The sequence below is a fragment of the Haloarcula sp. KBTZ06 genome (genome assembly GCF_048595605.1).
Taxonomy (GTDB): Archaea; Halobacteriota; Halobacteria; order Halobacteriales; family Haloarculaceae; genus Haloarcula; species Haloarcula hispanica.
This window is the reverse complement of the sequence record NZ_CP184337.1, coordinates 766,717-784,390: the sequence shown is the minus strand read 5'-3', so window position 1 is coordinate 784,390 and position 17,674 is coordinate 766,717. Positions and strand designations below refer to the sequence as shown.

The window sequence follows — 17,674 nt, the reverse complement described above, 5'->3', positions numbered from 1 at the left end:
GGCCGTCGGAACTGTCGTTCGACTGGATGTTTATTACAGCGACTGCGCAACGTGTCAGTGTATGAGCGATGATGACGACCTCGAAGCGGAAGTACGTGACCTCCGCGCCGAGGTCGATGCCCTCCAGACACGCATCACCGCCCTGGAATCGAAACTGGACACCGACCCGCCTCCGTCTGTCGGGGACGAAACTGCAACCACTGAAGCGGACACGGCGGCTCCCGAATCGGAGGCCACACACGGTTCGGAGACAGCGCCAGAGACCGGCGAGACAGCCGACAGCGACGCGCCTGTCGACGAGCGGAACTGGGAGCGCGACATCGGGATGAAGTGGCTCGGCGGGGTCGGCGGGCTCGCGCTGGTGGTCGGCGTCGTCTTCTTCATTCGTCTGGCCATCGAAGCGGGCTACCTCGGCCCCCTCGGGCGTGTGCTCACCGGCACAGCGGGCGGGCTCATACTGCTCGCGGGCGGTCGGTACGCCGCCGAGCGGCAGGGCTACGACCGATGGGGCCGGCTCGTCGCGGGAACCGGCCTCGCAATCGCGTATTTCAGCGTCTACGCGGCCTACGGTTTCGAGTCGTACCGCACCGCCATCGGAGCGCCACTGTGGGCGGTGCTGCTGGTCTTGACAGCCCTCGTGGCCGCCACAGCGATTGTCTCGGTGCGGGACCACGCGCCGGCCGTCGCCGGTGAGGCGTTCCTGCTGGGATACGTCACGGCCTACGTCGGACTCGACGCCGCGTCCTTCGTCGTCTCGCCGGCCTACGTCGTGCTTCTCACGGCCGGGCTGGTGACCATCGCCGCCGTCCGGCCGTGGAGCCGGCTCGTCCTCGGCAGCGTCCTCCCGGCCTACGTGCTCCACATCGCCTGGATGAACAGGCTAGAGCCACCCGAAGCGGTTGCCACCGCTGTTCTCGTCGCGACGTTCGCCGTCTACGCCGCTGGTGTGTACGTGCTCCGTGCGAGCGACCGAACGGACCGATGGCACCGCCGACTGGTGGAAGCGACGACGGGGCTCAATGCCGTGTTCGCCGCAATCCTGCTGGAAGGCGTCGTTCGTCGACTCATCCCGACAGCGCCGGACGGGGTGGCTGTCGGCGCAGTCGGACTCGCTCTCGGCGGCGTCTACGCCGTCACGGAGTCACGCCTCGGACAGCAAGACAGCGCGGCTGGGGTGCTGGCCGTCGTGCTACTCGCCGTCAGCGTCGTCCTCGGGGCCGACCCGTTCCTCGCGACCGCTGGGCTCCTCCTCCTGCTCTGTGGGGCGCTGGCGCTCGGATCTCGCCGCGACGCGAGGGCAGTTCGTATCGGCGGGCACCTCGTCGCCGTCGGGACCGTCGCCAAACTGCTCGCCGTGGACGCGACCGAATTACCGGCGTTCTCGCTCGCGGACCCGCTGGCGACCGCGATGGGGCGACCAGCCGCATACCTGCTGGGAATCGCGGTCTTCTACGCGCTCGGTCGGAGGTTCGGCGGCGCATCGACGACGGTGCCAAGCACTGACCGCGAACTCTCGGTGGCTGCGCCGTACGTCTGGACGGCGACCGGGCTCGCGGTGGTGCTTCTGGGACTGGAGCTTTCGGGGGCGGGGCTGTCGGTTGCGTGGGCCGTCCTGGGGCTCGCGTTCGTCGGGGTTGGCCTCGCGCTGGACGACCGCAGTCGTCGACTCCAGGGCGTCGTCGTCCTCGGCCTGGTGACGACCAAGGTGTTCCTCTACGACACGCAGGGGCTCGATACGCTCGCCCGGACCCTCTCGTTCCTCGTACTGGGTGGCATCCTCCTCGTCGCCTCGTACGCGTACGCCCGCTGGCAGGGTGAGGAGCCACTCAAGCGACTAGCTGGATAACAGCCGCCGCGTTCCGCTGAATCAGACCACGGCCGCCACAAAGGGTTTTGCCGGTCCCTGCCCTCCCACCGGTTGTGACCGCGTACGACCTCTCTCGCTATCTGAACGTCCGGAGCGCCTACGGCAGTTCGTTCGCGCCGGACGGGACGCTCGCCTTCCTGATGAATACGACCGGCGTCGCCCAGGCCTGGTCGCTTACCGAGCCACAGGGCTGGCCCGAGCAACTGACTTTTTATGACGACACCGTGAGCTTCGTCGACTACTCGCCCGAGCGCCAGGAACTCGTCTTCGGCATGGACGAGGGCGGCAACGAGCGGGCGCAACTGTACCGGCTCGACGCGGACGGGCGCGTCCACGACCTCACCGGGATGCCCGACGCGAAACACCGCTGGGGCGGCTGGTCGCCGGACGGCGAGCGCTTCGCCTTCGCGTCGAACCGCCGCGACGAAGCCGCCTTCGACATCTACGTGCAGGACCGCGACGCGACCGGCGACAACGCAGAACTGGTCTGGGAGGGCGACGGCTGGCTCTCCGTGGGCGGGTTTTCGCCCGACGGTGAGCGACTGCTGGTCAGCGAGGCCCACTCCAGTTTCGACCAGGACATCTACGTGCTGGACATCGACAGCGGGGACCTCAGCCATCTCACGCCGCACGAGGGGAAGGTCCGCTACACGAGCGCGTCGTGGGGGCCGGACGGCGATGCGGTGTATCTCGTCACCGACGCCGAGAGCGACACGCTCGAACTCGCCCGCCTCTCGCTTGAAGGCGACCTCGACATCGTGCGCTCGGACGACCAGTGGAACATCGACGGTGTCGCACTTGATAAGGACAGTGGCCGTCTCGTGTACTCGCGCAATGTCGACGGCTACAACGAACTCACCGTCGGCGAACTGACGGGGCCGACGACCATCGAGACGTTCCCGACGCCGGACCTGCCGGGCGGGCTGGCTGGCGGCGTCGCCTGGGGCCCCGATGCCGAGCGTTTCGCCGTTAGCGTCACCGGGCGGCGGGTCAATACCAACGTGTTCGTCGTCGAGGCCGAAACCGGCGAGAGCGAACAGTGGACGGCCGCTTCGACGGCCGGCATCCCGCGCGAGACGTTCATCGAGCCAGAGGTCGTCCGGTTCGACTCCTTCGACGGGCGAGAGGTTCCAGCGCTGTTCTCCCTGCCGAACGGTGCGAACGGGGCCAGTGCTGACGGCGACACGCCCGTCATCGTCGACATCCACGGCGGCCCGGAGAGTCAGCGCCGGCCGTCGTTCTCGGGCCTGACCCAGTACTTCCTCTCGCGGGGGTACGCGGTCTTCGAGCCCAACGTCCGCGGGTCGACCGGCTACGGAAAGGCTTACACGCACCTCGACGACGTGGAAAAGCGGATGGACTCCGTGAAGGACCTGCGAGCGGGCGTCGACTGGCTCCATGACCACCCGGCTGTCGACCCCAACCGAATCGTGGCGATGGGTGGGTCTTACGGCGGCTTCATGGTGCTTGCGGCACTGACTGAGTACCCGGACCTCTGGGCGGCCGGCGTCGACGTAGTCGGCATCGCCAACTTCGTGACGTTTCTGGAGAACACCGGTGACTGGCGACGCGAACTCCGCGAGGCCGAGTACGGCTCTCTCGACGAGGACAGGGAGTTCCTCGAATCCATCTCGCCGATCAACAACGTCGACCGCATCGACGCGCCGCTGTTCGTCCTCCACGGGGCCAACGATCCGCGTGTTCCGGTCGGCGAGGCCGAGCAGATCGCCGAGCAGGCGGCCGAACGGGGAGTTCCCGTGGAGAAGCTCGTCTTCGACGACGAAGGACATGGCATCAGCAAGCGGGAGAACCGCATCGAGGCCTACACCGCTGTCGTCGAGTTCCTCAACGAGCACGTCTGAGAGGTCCGGCCGAATGCTGTGACGGACGGTATTACGGGGCATCACAGCCGGCGCACAGGGTAGTTTCAAACTGTGAGAGCGTTCAGGCGGATTTATTACGCTGCCGAAGCACCGTTTCGTATGGAGATAGCCGAGCGCTCGCGAGCGCGGGTGCAGGAACGCCTCGCCCGGCTCGAACAGGAGTTCGGCTCGACGCCGGTGGACCAGACCACCTTTTCGGTGGGTTCGGAGGCGTACCAGCGTGCTGTCGAGCGCTCACGGGAAGGACAGGTGGACGTACACGCGTTCGTCCACAACGAGTCGGGCGACGTGCTACTCAGCGACGCCGACGGGTCCTGGGAGATACCACAGGGACAGACACAGGGGGCCGAGCGGCCGGCGGCAGCGGCCGAACGAGTCGTCACCGAAACAGCCGGCGTCTCGTGTACCATTCGGGACGCGGTTCGGGCGACCATCTGTGGTGTGCGAAACGAGGCAGACCCGGACGCCGAGACGGTGTATCGACTCAGTATCGTGTTCGACGCCGAAATCAACAGGGCCGCGCCCGGCGGCAGTGACGCCGAGACGGTCGCTGAGGCCGAAGCGTCGATTCGATGGGACGACTCAAGCGATGTCGCGGTCGCGGAACTGGTTTAGATAACGCCGGTGACCGTCGCCGCTTCGATCGCCGCTTCTTCACTCATACCGTCCCCGAGCACCGTGTAGCGGTCGCGGATCTGGTGAGCTGTGGTCAGCGCTTCGATCACCGTCTCGTCGTCGATACCAAGTTCGTCTGCCGTCGTCGGCGCGCCGATGGCCGCCAGCGCGTCTCTGGCGTCTTTCCACTTGCCTTTCTGGCCGCTGTGGAGGTACTCGGTCATTATCGAGCCGACACCGACCTGATGGCCGTGGAGCGCGCCGTCGGGGACGAGCCGGTCCAGCTGGTGGGAAAACAGGTGTTCTGCGCCGCTCGCCGGCCGGGAGGAGTCAGCGATGGACATCGCGACGCCGGAGGAGACGAGCGCTTTCACGACAATCCAGGATGACTCCTCGAGCCCCTGCTTTATCGAGTCAGCGCTCTCGACGAGCATCTCGGCGGTCATCTGGGAGAGCGCGCCGGCGTACTCCGAGTAGTGGACGTTCTTCAGGCGATGGGCGAGCTGCCAGTCCCGAACCGCAGTGTAGTTCGAGATGATGTCGGCACAGCCGGCGGTGGTCAGCCGCCAGGGGGCCTCTGCCAGCACCTCGGTGTCGGCGATGACGGCCAGCGGCGGTTCGGCGGCGACGCTGTGGCGCGTATCACCTTCGGGGACAGAGCCGCGGCCGGAGACGATGCCGTCGTGGCTCGCGGCCGTCGGGACCGAGACGAAGCCCAGTCCCAGGTCGTCGGCCGCCATCTTCGTGATGTCGATAGCTTTCCCACCGCCGACACCAAGCAGGAAGCCCGCGTCGATGTCGCTCGCGTGGTCGATGACCTGCTGGACGGCATCGAAACTGGCCTCCTCGATGACGATCTCGGATGGGTCGTACCCCTCGTCCTCGAACTGTGCGACGACCCGCTTGCCGGCGACATCGTGTGGCGTCGGACTGGAGACGACGAGCGGTCGGCCGGTCAGGTGGAGTTCGCTGACGGCCTCTATCGTCTGCCCGAGGACTCCGTGCCCGACCACGACGTTCCGGGGGAGGCGAATCCAGGTGCGTTTCTCGAACATGGTTGCCTGTCTCCGGGCACGCGTGAAAACAGTTTAGGTGCAACTGGCGGTCCGACTGCGCGGCAACCGAAATCTTTTAACAACAATCACACGCCAGTTTTCCAAAAACAATTATTAACATCACTGTTTGGGTGCGCCTGTCATGGCACATGACACGACTGACGACGGTATGCGGGCGTCTCGGCGGACATTTCTGAAAGCGACCGGTGTGGCCACGGCAGCGGCCGCCACCGGCGCAGGTGTTGGGACGGCCGCGGCGCAACCGGACGTCGATTCGCTCGTCGGCGACCTCACACTGGAACAGAAAGCGGCCCAGATGACACAGGTCGCGATCAGCTCCTTCGAGGCGGAGCCGAAGGGATCGAACGTCCCCGACAGCTTCGGGGTCGACACGGTCGGCGAGTACTTCAGCGAACTCGGCGTCGGGTCGATCCTCTCGGGTGGGGCCGAGCCGCCGAGCTTCGACGCCAGTAGCGTGGTCGAGGGCATCAACGCCCTCCAGAAGTACAACCTCAACAACGCCGACCACGACATTCCGTTCCTCTACGGCGTCGACGCGACACACGGAAACGGCCTGCTGGAGGGGGCAACGGTGTTCCCCCAGCGGCTGAACATGGGTGTGACGCGCGACCTGAGTCTGATCGCGGAGGCCGAACGGCACACGAGCGACGCGACGGCGTCGATGGGGGCACACTGGACGTTCGCACCGACGACGGACCTCCAGCGGGACCCCCGCTGGGGCCGCTTCTTCGAGGGCATCAGCGAGGACCCGAAACTCGAAGCGGATGTCTCGCGGGCGCGGGCGCGAGCGCTTGAGGACGACGACCGGCTGACGGCGTGTGTCAAACACTTCGCGGCCTACTCCGTCCCGAACAACGGCAACGACCGCGCACCGGCCTCGACATCGCTACGTGACCTCCGGACGAACATCCTCCCGCCGTACCGGGAGGCACTGGAATCAGAGCCCGGCACGGTGATGGTCAACAGCGGCTCGATAAACGGGGTTCCGGCCCACGCCTCCCACTGGCTGTTGACGACGCTGCTCCGGGACACCTACGGCTACGAGGGGATGGTCGTCTCCGACTGGGACGACCTGAATCGAATGCTCACGAACCACGACTACGCGCCCGACTTCGAAACGGCGGCGGAGATGGCGATCAACGCCGGCGTCGATATGTACATGATCGGCAACGGCGGCGACGCGCCGGGACCGGTCCAGTTCATCGACACCGTGGTCGTTCTCGTCGAAGACGGCGCGATTCCGATGGAGCGCATCGACGAAGCGGTCCGCCGCATCCTCGAACTGAAGGCCGACCTCGGCCTGTTCGAGCAGCCGACAGTCGACGAGTCCCGCATCGGCAACGTGCTCGGCGGCGCACAGGAGACCGCCGAAACGATGGCCAAGGAGTCGCTGGTCCTCCTGAAAAACGACGCGGACACGCTCCCGCTGTCGGGCGACGAGAGCGTCCTGCTGACCGGCCCCGGCGTCGACGGCGACGGCAACAACACCCGCGCGCTGATGCAACACGGCGGCTGGACGCTGGGCTGGCAGGGGGCCAGCGCCGGCGGCCCGTATCCCCGCCAGAATCTCCTCGAAGAAGAGCTGCGATCCCGCGTCGGCAGTCTCACCCACGTCCCCACCTCATACGAGAACACCACCTGGTGGGCCGGCGAGGGCGACGGCGAGAACCAGCAGAGCGACGAGAACGGGAATTTCGATTTCACCGATGAACAGCGGTCACAGGTCGAGTCGGCGGCCCCCGAATCCGACGCCGTGGTCGTCGTTATCGGCGAGGGGACCCACAACGAAGGCTTCGGCGACCGTGACGAACTGGTGCTCGACGAGTCCCAGCAGGCGCTTCTGGACACCGTCGTCGAGTCCACCGACGATTCGACGCCGATCATCGGCGTCATGCTCGCCGGCGCGCCGCGGGGGTCCCCGGAGACGTTCAGCCGGCTCGACGCTTTCCTGTTTGCCGGCCAGCCCGGCAGCGACGGCGGGGTCGCCATCGCCGAGACGCTGGTCGGCGAGTACAACCCCTCGGGCAAGCTCCCGTTCAGCTGGCCCGAGAACGTCGGCACGGCGCCCGTGCAGTACAACCGCTACGAGCCGACGTCGACTGGCGGAACGGACAACACTGCGATCTACGAGTACGGCCACGGCCTCTCCTACACTGACTTCGAGTACGGGAGCGTCTCGGTCACACAGCCGACCGTCGGCAACCCGGCCAACCAGTCCGAAGTGACCGTCAGCGTCGAGGTGACGAACACCGGCGAGATGGCCGGCGAGCACATAGTCGAAGTGTTCAATACCCAGTCCTACGGCTCGGTGCTCCAGCCGAAGCGCCGCCTGCTCGGCTACGAGCGCGTCTCGCTGGATTCCGGCGAGTCAGCCACGGTGGACGTGACCGCCGACCTGACGGCGTTAGAAATCGTCCCCGGTGACGTGCTCGGAGTCGCCCCGAAGGTCGTTGAAGCCGGCGAGTACGAACTCACTGTCGGCCAGGACGGCCCGACGACCACGCTCACCGTCCAGAACACGGCGAGCATCACCGAACCGGACCCTGTTCCGGGCCTCCCGAACGGGTCAGGGGGCAACCCCGGTCAGAGCAATGGGAACGGGAGCGGAAACAACGGCAACAACGGGAACGGAAATGGCAACGGCGACAACACCAGCCGCGACCCCACCATGGAAGACGTCGTCGACCTGCTCGACGAGGTTCGGCAGCGTTCCTGAGACGGTTCCCGCGACCGACTCCGCAGTGTTTCCGCTGGCCACCGGACATCAAAGAACCGCCACGTCCAGAGGCACGCCGGCCCGCTCGCACGCCCACAAATCATTATATATACTCAGTGATACTATCTGAAACAGCGATCCAATGACACGAAGCCAGCTAACACGGTTTGAGCGGGACAGTTATGCCTGACTCCACACGCCAACCCAACGCGACCGTTCGGGACCGACTCCAGCAGTACGGCCTCTCCGAAACAGAGGCCGAAACGTACCTCGCTGTCGTCGAAACGGGACCGGCGACAGCCCGGACGGTGGCTGAAACAGCGGGGGTCTCCAAGAGCTACGTGTACGACATCTGTGATTCGCTGGCCGCGGACGGCTTCGTCACCGTCGACGACCACCGGACGCCGACGGTCATCCGTGCGACGCCCCCGTCGGAGGCCTTCGGAACGCTGAGACGCGAACTCGACACGCTGGAAACGGCGGTGCAGACCCGGTACGAGAACAACTCGGCCGACGACAACTCCTTCGAGGTGGTCAAATCCAGACCGACCATCATCAAGCGCCTGAAACAGCACATCGAAGCCGCCGAATGCGAGGTCGTGCTCCAGGTCCCGGCCCGTCGGCTCCCGGAGATCCGCGACACGCTCCGCCGTGCCCGGCAGCGGGGCATCCTCGTGCTCCTGACGCTGTCGAGTTACGACGCGGCTACGATGGAACTGGACCTGGAGGGCGTCGCCAACGCCGTCCGTCTCGGCCTCGACGGCGCGCCCTCGTTGCTTGCGACGGACCAGCAGCGCGGGTTCGTCTCGCCGTCGACGATGCTCAGTTGGGACCACGACGAAACGAACGCGATCACGTTCACGCAGGAGGCGGTCGCGGCGGTGTTAGTCGGTTCCTACCTGGGCAATTACTGGCCGATAGGTGAGGAGGTCCTCCTTTCGCGGCCGCCATCGCTTCCGGCCCGGTACGACATGTTCCGCCCCGTCGTGTTCACGATCACGCTCGCGCTCCGGGCCGGCGAGTCCGTCGTCGCCGACCTGTACGCGCGGCCGACAGGCTCCGACGACGATTTCGAAGTGATATCCGGCGAGGTGGTCGATGTCCGACAGAACCTCGTCGAACCGCACAACAGCGACTTCGGGTTCGAGAACTCGCTGGTCGTCGACACCGGACAAGACCACATCGCTGTCGGCGGATACGGCGCGTTCTTGGAGGACTACGAGGTCAAGCACACGACGCTCCGCCGGGCGTAGTGATCACCCGGTCAGGCGGTCGATAAGCGTCGCTTCCGTGTCTCGGTCCGGGCCGAACTCCCGGCCGGTTCGGTCGTTCTCCCGATGCTCGGCGACGGTCACGGCCAGCGCCGTCTCGTGGGGCGTCGACGACCAGCCCAGGTCGCGGAGCTTCGCCGTCGACAGCAGATGCGGCGAGTCGCGGTAGATGGGGAAGTCGTCGGGGTCCAGTCCCGCCGCCGCGAGCTCACGCTCGCCGACGCCGATGGTCTCGACGGACGTGTCATGTACTCCGGCGAGCAGGTCAACCCACTCCCGGAGCGTCGGCGCGTGCTCGTCGCCGACGTTGTACGCCTCGCCGGCCGTCCCTCGCTCCGCGACGAGGCGAAGCGCGCTCGCCACGTCCTCGACGTAGGCCATCTGCCACAGACTGAGGCCGTCGCTAGGTACCACAATTCGGTCGTACTCGGCCACGCGGTCCACCCAGTAGGCGAACCGCTCGGTGTAGTCGTAGGGGCCGTACACGACGGTCGGCCGGACGCTCATCGCCCGCACGCCGTCCTCCGCGGCGGCGAACACCTCGCGGTCGCCTTCAGCTTTCCGTGGCCCGTAGGTCTCCGCGCTGTCGGTTGTCGCCTGCGCCTCGGTACAGCCCGCAAGCGGCGTCTCCCCCTCCCGCTTGGGCGTCCGTTCGACGCCGTAGGCCGCACCACTTGAGATATACACGTACGCGTCGACGTCGGCAAACACGTCGGTCGCCGCCCGGACATCTTCCGGGAAATACGCTACGCAGTCGACGACTACGTCGGGAACGATCTGCTTGCGGGCGGTTTCGAGTGTGTCCCGCTCGTTCCGGTCGCCCTTGATGTGAGTGACATCGGAGTTCATGAACGGATTCGAGCGCTGGCCGCGGGTGAGCATCGTCACGTCGTAGCCCGCGTCGCGGAACTCGGTGACCGTGTGTCGGCCGATGAACCTGCCGCCGCCGATGACGAGGACGCTGTCCATACGCTGTGCTCGGACGGGACCAGCAAAACAGTGTGGCTCACCGCCGGAGTCTGCCGCAGGTCCGACAGTCGATACCGATTGTTTGCCGGGGCGGCAAGACGACCGGTTTCTCCGCAGAATGCGATGATAGAACCGGCAATGTACGGTTCAAGACGACGTCTCACGCCAGTCCCGTTGCGGGTGTTTTTATGTAACCGGATAGTAGCAGACCCAGTGACGGGTCAGTTGCGTGCTGTCTCTTCGGTCATTTCAGTTATCCTTCTCGTGGCGGTAACTGTCGTTCTCGCGGCAGTGCTGTCTATGGCGACGGTTGACCTCGCGGAGACGTTGGATGATACAGCGCCCGTAATCGGCCAATCAGACGGTGAGTTCGCCGCACAGGATGGGTTCGACGGGGGCATCGTCCGTATCACGCACGTTGCTGGAGATGTCGTCCGTGTCTCGGATATCGAAGTGGCAGTCAGTGCCGACTGTAGCGGTGACGGAACTGAAAAGCACGGGCGGTTAGTCAATCTGCCGGCGAAATCCGGTGACCGGCCACAGAGTGACAACATCGAGGGCGACGATCTCTTCGACGAGAGCACTGGCTCGCTCACGGAGCGCGGTGCCGATGATACCGGGGCACTGGTTACGGACGAGTTCCGCCCCGGTGACGTTATCATCTTCCGAATCGCAGGCGGGGACTGTGACTTGCAGTCGGGCGACACGGTAACCGTCCGAGTCGTGCACACCCCGTCGAACGCGGTTATTATCCGACAGGAATTAACTGCATGACTCGACAGGTACCCGGCACAGCGGGACAAAAACGAACGAGGCGCTCCTTCTTGCCTGTGGTCAGTTCCCGCCCGTTGCGTTCGTCACGTTTGTCGAGAACCCCGTATCGGCACTGGAAGTGTTTCCGCCGCTACTCCTGCCAGTCTGCAGGATAATCGGTGTCCCCTCGTCGTCAGTCGCCAGAATGACCTTATCCGAATCGTCGATGCTCTGCACGTACTGCTGTTTCAGCACGACCGGGTTGTCCCGAAGTGCCTCACCGCGAATCTCGATAACCCGGGCGTCGGCTTCGGCCTGAATCTCCTGACGCTTCTTCTCGCGTTCGGCCTGTTGAATCTCGAACTTCTTCTCTTCGACGCGTTGCTTGGCGATTTCCTTGTCATTGAGCGCCTGGTCGTACGAGTCCGGGAGGTCGACGTCACGGACCTGTACCTCTTCGAGGACGAGCGCTTCGCCCTCAAACGCGGATTCGAGTTTCTGCTGTGCCGCCTCACCAAGCCGCTCGCGGCCGCTGTTGGTGTATATTTCGCTTGTCTGGATACCGGCGGCCTCGTCACGGAGTTGCGACCGAACGGACGGTCGAATAAGCCGTTCCTCCGCCTGTTCGACGTTCCGCCATTCCGTGACGAACCCTGACGCGTCCGCTTCTTCGACCTTGTACCGGACGGTGATGTCGATGTCGACCGTCGTCCCGTTTATCGTCTGGACGGTCACCGCATCGGATTGGGCCGCTCTGTCGCCTTCGCCCTCGGTGTTGGCCATGGTGTAGGTCCGTGGCCGGATTTCCACGTCCTGGACCGAGTCCTTGACAGGCACGATGATGTGTGCGCCCGGTTGGAATTCAGCGCCGGTTACCGCGCCGAACGATTTCTGGACGCCGACGTGGCCTTCGGGGACCTGATGATAGCCACCGAACAGGGCCGTTGCGACGGCAAGGGCAACAACGATGCTGACGCCGATACGGAGGCCGCGGCCGACATCGATGTCGATATCCGACCCGGAATCAGGGCCAGGGTCAGGGATGTCACTCATGCTGTGCTCCGATGCGATACCACGGTTGGTTTACAGGGACCATGTCCCGCACTTTGGCCCGACGGCTATAGAGCCAGCGGTTGATTGTCACAGTGTCGCACTAGGGCTACCGGACCTCCCTCTCAATTGTGATCGAAAAAAGCGAGCTATTGCCAACTGATATCCAAAACCGACGAATAACCGCGCGTCAGTCGTCTGTCGAGGCGGCGAAGTCGGCTTCGGCGGCTTCGGCACTCGGCGCGGCCTTGGCCGGCGGCTCGTTGCGCACGTCGTCGCGCTCGCGGTCGGCGATGACCTCGGCGTAGGCGTCGGGCATCACCTTCGTGAAGTTCTCCACTTCGGCGTCCCAGTCATCGAGCAGTTCCGCCGCGCGGTCGGAGTCGGTGTAGGCGGCGTGGTTCTCGACGAGTCGGGTAATCATCTGGCGGTCCTTGCCTTCGAGCGTATCAGCCAGCGACACCATGCCGGTGTTTGCCTTCTCGGCGAACTCGCCGTCGGGGTCGTAGACGTAGGCGACGCCGCCGGACATCCCGGCCGCGAAGTTCTTGCCCGTCTCGCCCAGCACGACGATAGCGCCGCCGGTCATGTACTCACAGCCGTGGTCGCCGACGCCCTCGACGACGCCCTTGACCCCGGAGTTTCGGACGGCGAAGCGCTCGCCGGCCATGCCGTTGACGTAGGCCTCGCCCTGGGTCGCGCCGTACAGCGCGACGTTGCCGATGACGATGTTCTCCGCCGGGTCGAAGGGAGCGTTGTCCGGCGTGTTCAGGATGAGCTTCCCACCGGAGAGCCCCTTGCCGACGTAGTCGTTGGCCGTCCCGGTCAGTTCCATCGTCACGCCCTGTGCGAGGAACGCGCCGAAGGACTGGCCGGCCGTGCCGTCGAAGTCGACCCGGATAGTGTCGTCCGCGAGGCCGTCACTTGCGTGCTCGCGGGAGATGCGGTTCGAGAGGGTTGCCCCGACCGCACGGTTGACGTTGTTGATCTCGGTGTCGATAGCGACCGGATCACCGTCGTAGATGGCGTCCTCGGCGGCGTCGATGAGGTCCCAGTCGAGCTGTTCGTCGACTTCGTGGGTCTGCTCGCGCTGCTTGTAGCGGCCGTCGTTGTCGGCCGGCTCCGCGATGACTCCCGAGAGATCGAGCTTCTGGGCCTTCGGCTGGGACACGTCGTCGCGCTGTGCCAGCACGCTCGGTCGGCCGATCATCTCGTCGACCGTCTCGAAGCCGAGTTCGGCCATAATCTCCCGCAGTTCCTGGGCCACGAACGTCATGTAGTTGACGACGTGCTGTGGCTCACCGGGGAACCGCTCACGGAGGTTCTCGTTCTGCGTGGCGATACCGACCGGGCAGGTGTTCTCGTGGCACTGCCGGGCCATCACGCAGCCGGAGGTGACCATCGAAGCGGTCCCGAAGGTGTACCCCTCGGCACCGAGCAGGGCGGCGACGGCCACGTCGCGGCCCGTCTTCATGCCGCCGTCGGTGGTCACCTTGATGCGCGAGCGCAGGCCGGTCGCCCGGAGCATCTGGTTGGCCTCGGAGACGCCCAGTTCCCAGGGGAGACCGGCGTTCTTGATGGAGGTCTTCGGTGACGCGCCGGTCCCGCCGTCGTGGCCCGAGATGTGGACCACGTCGGCGTTGGCCTTGGCGACGCCGGCCGCGATGGTCCCGATACCGTCCTCGGAGACCAGCTTGACGTTGATGTCAGCCTCGGGGTTCGAGGCCTTGAGGTCGTGGATGAGCTGCTTGAGGTCCTCGATGGAGTAGATATCGTGCAGCGGCGGCGGCGAGATGAGGCCGACGCCCGGCGTCGCGTACCGGACGTGAGCGATCATCTCGTTGACCTTCTTGCCGGGCAGGTGGCCGCCCTCGCCGGGCTTGGAGCCCTGGGCCATCTTGATCTGGAGCTCGTCGGCCGACGCGAGGTAATCCGAGGTGACGCCGAAGCGGCCGGAGGCGACCTGCTTCGTGGTACACTCCTTCTCGGTGTCGAACCGCTCGGGCGGCTCGCCGCCCTCGCCGGTGTTGGCGTTGGCCCCAAGCCGGTTCATCGCGATGGCGTTGTTCTCGTGCATCTCGGGCGACAGCGACCCGAGTGACATCGCCGCCGTCTCGAAGCGCTCGACGATGTCCTCGACCGGCTCGACGTCCTCGATGGGGATGGACTCGCGGTCGGAGTCGAACTCAAGCAGGCCACGGAGCGTCTGGAGCTCCTCGTTCTGGTCGTTGACCAGCTCGGCGAACTCCTTGTACGTGTCGTAGTCACCCATGCGGACAGCCTGCTGGATCTTGCCGACCGTGTTGGGGTTCCACTGGTGGTGGATGCCGTTCGAGCGGAACTCGTACTCGCCCTGGCGGGGCATCTCCGGCTCTTCCTCGCTCCAAGCGATTTCGTGGCGCTGGGTGAGGTCGTCCTCGATCTCCTCGATGCCGATACCCTCCGTCCGGCAGGTCGTCCCCTCGAAGTACTCGGCGATGAAGTCCGAGGAGAGGCCGACGGCCTCGAAGATCTGAGCGCCCTGGTAGGACTCCACGGTGGAGATACCCATCTTGGCCATCGTCTTCAGAAGGCCGTCCTCGACGGCGGTGATGTAGGCGTCGATAGCGTCGGCGAGGTCCGCGCCGTCCGGTCCAGCGACCAGATCCTCGATGGTCTGGTAAGCCAGGTAGGGGTTGACCGCGCCAGCGCCGTAGCCGATGAGCGTCGCGAAGTGATGCACCGCACGCGGGTCGCCGGACTCGACGACGAGCCCGACGTGGTTGCGGAGGCCGTTGCGGACGAGGTGGTGGTGGACGCCACCGACGGCCAGCAGGCTCGGAATCGGCACGCGGTCCTCGCTGGCCGAACGGTCCGAGAGCACGAGGATGTCGTGCTCTTTGGCAGCGGCGTCGGCTTCGGCCCGCACGTCTTCGACGGCCTGCCGAAGGTCGCCGCCCTCTTTGTAGGTAATATCGATGACCTTCGTGGACATGCCGTTGGCGTTCAGGTCCTTGATCGACGCCGTCTCCTCGTCGGTGAGGATCGGCGAGTCGAGGACGAGTTGGCGGGCGTGATCTTGGCTCTCGTCGAGCATGTTGCGCTGGAACCCGAGCCGGGATTCCAGCGAGGTGACGAGTTCCTCGCGGATGTAGTCGAGCGGCGGGTTCGTCACCTGGGCGAACAGCTGCTTGAAGTAGGTGAACAGCGGACGGTTGAACTGCGAGAGGACCGACAGCGGCGTGTCGTCGCCCATGGAGCCGACGGGGTCTTTCCCTTTCTCGGCCATCGGCTCGATGAGGTGGTCGACCTCGTCGTACGTGTAGCCGTACATGGCCTGGTGGCTTCGGAGGGCATCCGCGGGGTCCCGGGGCGCGTTGTCCCCGCGGTCGGCGACCTCGTCGAGGGCGACCTGTTCTTCGGCGACCCACTCGCCGTACTTGTCGTCCGTGATGTCGTCGAACACTTCGGCGTCGGGGATGACACGCCCCTCTTCGGGGTCGGCGAGGAAACACTGTCCGGGCTGGAGCCGGCCGCGCTCTTGAATCTCGCTGGCGTCGTGTTCCAGCGCGCCGGCTTCCGAGGACATCACGAGCGTGTTGTCCTCCAGCACGTCGTAGCGACACGGGCGCAGCCCGTTCCGGTCCAGCACGGCACCGATGCGGTCGCCGTCGGTGGCCGCGACGAGCGCCGGGCCGTCCCAGGGTTCGACCAGCGAGGCGTGGTAGTCATAGAAATCACGCCGGTCACCGGTCACGTCGTTCATCTCGCCGCGCCAGGCCTCCGGGATGAGCATCCGGAGCGCGTGGGGGAGGTCGCGGCCGCCCTGCAGCAGGAGTTCGAGCGCGTTGTCGACGCTCGCGGTGTCCGACTGCTCGGGGTCGTCGATAATCGGCTTGATTTTCTCTAAGTCGCCCTCGAACTCGTCGCTCTGGATGTCAGTCTCCCGAGCGCGCATCCAGTTGATGTTCCCCTGAATCGTGTTGAACTCGCCGTTGTGGATGACACGGCGGTAGGGGTGGGCAAGGTGCCACGCGCCCAGCGTGTTCGTCGAGAAGCGGGCGTGGACCATCGCGAACGTGGACTGCAGCCGCTCGTCTTCGAGGTCAGGGTAGTAGTCTTCGAGCTGTTCGGCCTTGAGCAGGCCTTTGTACACCACTACGTCGGTCGCGAGCGAGACAACATAGAAGCGCTCGTGACCCGGTGGTTTCGCTTCCTTGACGGTGTTTTCGAGCGACCGGCGGCCGATATACAGTTGATTCTCGAAGGCGTCGCCGGTCTTGCCCGTCGCGGAAGTGACGAAAAACTGGACGATGTCTGGCTCAGATTCGAGCGCCGTCGCGCCGAGGTCGCTGTTGTCAGTCGGGACGTCGCGCCAGTCGAGGACGTCCAGGCCCTCTGCGGCGAGTTCCGTCTCGACGAGGTCCTTCAGACTCCCGGCGACCTCGTCGTCTTTCGGGAGAAAGAGCGTGCCAACGGCGTATTCGCCGGCGGGCGGCAGGTCGGCGTCGACTTCGGCAGCGAAAAACTCGTGGGGGATCTGGAGCATGATGCCCGCTCCGTCGCCCGTATCTTGCTCGGCTCCTGTCGTCCCTCGATGTTCGAGGTTGTCGAGGAGTTCGAGTCCGTCCGATACAACCCAGTGGTCGCTCTGGCCGTCGAGGTCCATGACGACCCCGACGCCACAGTTCGACCGTTCGTCCGTGGGATCTGCAAGCCCGGCGTCGCCTGCAGAGAGACCTGTCTGTCGCTCAACCATGTGTTTCACGACTGGGGATGCCACTATAAGAGGGTAATCCTAATGGTATTAGTGTTGTTTAACCCCACATTAGGGAGTATATATTTATAACGATTGTTGGGACTGTATCATGGTTTATAAACGGTCGTCCGCAGGCTGGCGGTTCACACGCTGTTCAGCCGAGCACAGGAGCGGATGACTGCTCGATACCCGAAACGTAGGCCGTCATGTCAGTCGTCGTCAACATTCCGACGACTCCTTCCGTCTCATCGACGACAGGGAGGTGGTGGACACTGTGGTCCAGCATCAGGCTTGCGGCCGCCTCGATGGGGTCGTTTGCCGTTACTGTAACCGGCTCCGTCGTCATGAAGTCAGACACGTCTAGCGCCGTCGTATCGCCACCTTCTGCGGCGATTTCGACGAAATCCGTGGAGGTGAGAATCCCCAACAACGCTCCGTCAGCGTCGACGACAACAACAGAGCTGATGTTCTCGTCGAGCATCCGCTTGGCGACCGCTTTCGCGTTCGCGTCAGCAGCAACAGTGGTGACAGGCGATGACATAATTCGTCCGACAAACACGTCGTCCATGACAGCCGATAACATAGGGCGAGGTATAACCGTGTTGGTTCCGGATATTTACCGATTGCAGCGATGCAGAGAAATATATAAGGTCTTAATATTCCGCGCTCGCGCCGACGAATGCACCACCCAACCAGTCGCTCGCTGTCTCCCCGACGCCGCATCCCGACTGGTCGA

Annotated in this window: 11 protein-coding genes; 6 read left to right on the top strand and 5 right to left on the bottom strand. The window is 65.0% G+C overall.

Annotated elements, in window-relative coordinates:
* Nucleotides 1-61: 61 nt before the first annotated feature.
* The 3 genes from ACNO8S_RS04190 to ACNO8S_RS04180 all read left to right on the top strand — a co-directional run bounded on the left by ACNO8S_RS04190 (nt 62) and on the right by ACNO8S_RS04180 (nt 4,365).
* Entirely contained in the window at nt 62-1,846 is a 1,785-nt protein-coding gene (locus tag ACNO8S_RS04190) for a DUF2339 domain-containing protein (RefSeq protein WP_420182525.1), read from the top strand.
* A gap of 74 nt (nt 1,847-1,920) precedes the next feature.
* Complete coding sequence (locus tag ACNO8S_RS04185; protein WP_420182524.1) at nt 1,921-3,729, top strand: prolyl oligopeptidase family serine peptidase; 1,809 nt, start codon at nt 1,921-1,923, stop codon at nt 3,727-3,729.
* Between the two features lie 120 nt (nt 3,730-3,849).
* Nucleotides 3,850-4,365, top strand: coding sequence for an NUDIX domain-containing protein (locus tag ACNO8S_RS04180; protein WP_014039844.1), 516 nt, complete (start codon nt 3,850-3,852; stop codon nt 4,363-4,365).
* Here ACNO8S_RS04180 and ACNO8S_RS04175 read toward each other — a convergent pair.
* Entirely contained in the window at nt 4,362-5,420 is a 1,059-nt protein-coding gene (locus ACNO8S_RS04175) for an NAD(P)-dependent glycerol-1-phosphate dehydrogenase (RefSeq protein ID WP_129754902.1), read from the bottom strand. The genes ACNO8S_RS04180 and ACNO8S_RS04175 overlap by 4 nt on opposite strands.
* A 142-nt stretch (nt 5,421-5,562) precedes the next feature.
* On the opposite strand from ACNO8S_RS04175, the gene ACNO8S_RS04170 reads away from it, so the two are divergent.
* Together ACNO8S_RS04170 and ACNO8S_RS04165 are read left to right on the top strand one after the other, a co-directional pair.
* Nucleotides 5,563-8,157: a beta-glucosidase gene (locus ACNO8S_RS04170; protein WP_420182523.1), complete on the top strand. Its 2,595-nt coding sequence runs from the start codon at nt 5,563-5,565 to the stop codon at nt 8,155-8,157.
* Nucleotides 8,158-8,339: 182 nt separating this feature from the next.
* On the top strand, nt 8,340-9,410 hold the full coding sequence (locus ACNO8S_RS04165; protein WP_129754901.1) for a TrmB family transcriptional regulator sugar-binding domain-containing protein: 1,071 nt from the start codon (nt 8,340-8,342) through the stop codon (nt 9,408-9,410).
* Between the two features lie 3 nt (nt 9,411-9,413).
* Here ACNO8S_RS04165 and ACNO8S_RS04160 read toward each other — a convergent pair whose 3' ends face one another.
* On the bottom strand, nt 9,414-10,397 hold the full coding sequence (locus ACNO8S_RS04160) for an NAD-dependent epimerase/dehydratase family protein (RefSeq protein ID WP_420182522.1): 984 nt from the start codon (nt 10,395-10,397) through the stop codon (nt 9,414-9,416).
* Between the two features lie 213 nt (nt 10,398-10,610).
* Between ACNO8S_RS04160 and ACNO8S_RS04155 the strand changes: the two genes are divergently transcribed.
* On the top strand, nt 10,611-11,171 hold the full coding sequence (locus ACNO8S_RS04155) for a type IV pilin (RefSeq protein ID WP_023843170.1): 561 nt from the start codon (nt 10,611-10,613) through the stop codon (nt 11,169-11,171).
* Nucleotides 11,172-11,231: 60 nt separating this feature from the next.
* Here ACNO8S_RS04155 and ACNO8S_RS04150 read toward each other — a convergent pair whose 3' ends face one another.
* From ACNO8S_RS04150 to ACNO8S_RS04140, 3 genes are all read right to left on the bottom strand, one after another.
* Nucleotides 11,232-12,203 (bottom strand): prohibitin family protein, encoded by a 972-nt coding sequence (locus ACNO8S_RS04150; RefSeq protein WP_014039838.1) that lies wholly within the window; start codon nt 12,201-12,203, stop codon nt 11,232-11,234.
* A gap of 187 nt (nt 12,204-12,390) precedes the next feature.
* On the bottom strand, nt 12,391-16,938 hold the full coding sequence (gene gltB, locus ACNO8S_RS04145; protein WP_420182521.1) for a glutamate synthase large subunit: 4,548 nt from the start codon (nt 16,936-16,938) through the stop codon (nt 12,391-12,393).
* A gap of 154 nt (nt 16,939-17,092) precedes the next feature.
* Nucleotides 17,093-17,506, bottom strand: coding sequence for a CBS domain-containing protein (locus ACNO8S_RS04140; RefSeq protein ID WP_049942937.1), 414 nt, complete (start codon nt 17,504-17,506; stop codon nt 17,093-17,095).
* Between the last annotated feature and the right edge of the window lie 168 nt (nt 17,507-17,674).

What these genes read in the sequence shown, in the direction of transcription:
- ACNO8S_RS04190 (WP_420182525.1), top strand. Translation starts at nt 62, where the DNA reads ATGAGCGATGATGACGACCTCGAAGCGGAAGTACGTGACCTCCGCGCC.
- gltB (WP_420182521.1), bottom strand. Translation starts at nt 16,938, where the DNA reads ATGGTTGAGCGACAGACAGGTCTCTCTGCAGGCGACGCCGGGCTTGCA.
- ACNO8S_RS04160 (WP_420182522.1), bottom strand. Translation starts at nt 10,397, where the DNA reads ATGGACAGCGTCCTCGTCATCGGCGGCGGCAGGTTCATCGGCCGACAC.
- ACNO8S_RS04180 (WP_014039844.1), top strand. Translation starts at nt 3,850, where the DNA reads ATGGAGATAGCCGAGCGCTCGCGAGCGCGGGTGCAGGAACGCCTCGCC.
- ACNO8S_RS04170 (WP_420182523.1), top strand. Translation starts at nt 5,563, where the DNA reads ATGGCACATGACACGACTGACGACGGTATGCGGGCGTCTCGGCGGACA.
- ACNO8S_RS04150 (WP_014039838.1), bottom strand. Translation starts at nt 12,203, where the DNA reads ATGAGTGACATCCCTGACCCTGGCCCTGATTCCGGGTCGGATATCGAC.
- ACNO8S_RS04140 (WP_049942937.1), bottom strand. Translation starts at nt 17,506, where the DNA reads ATGGACGACGTGTTTGTCGGACGAATTATGTCATCGCCTGTCACCACT.
- ACNO8S_RS04165 (WP_129754901.1), top strand. Translation starts at nt 8,340, where the DNA reads ATGCCTGACTCCACACGCCAACCCAACGCGACCGTTCGGGACCGACTC.
- ACNO8S_RS04175 (WP_129754902.1), bottom strand. Translation starts at nt 5,420, where the DNA reads ATGTTCGAGAAACGCACCTGGATTCGCCTCCCCCGGAACGTCGTGGTC.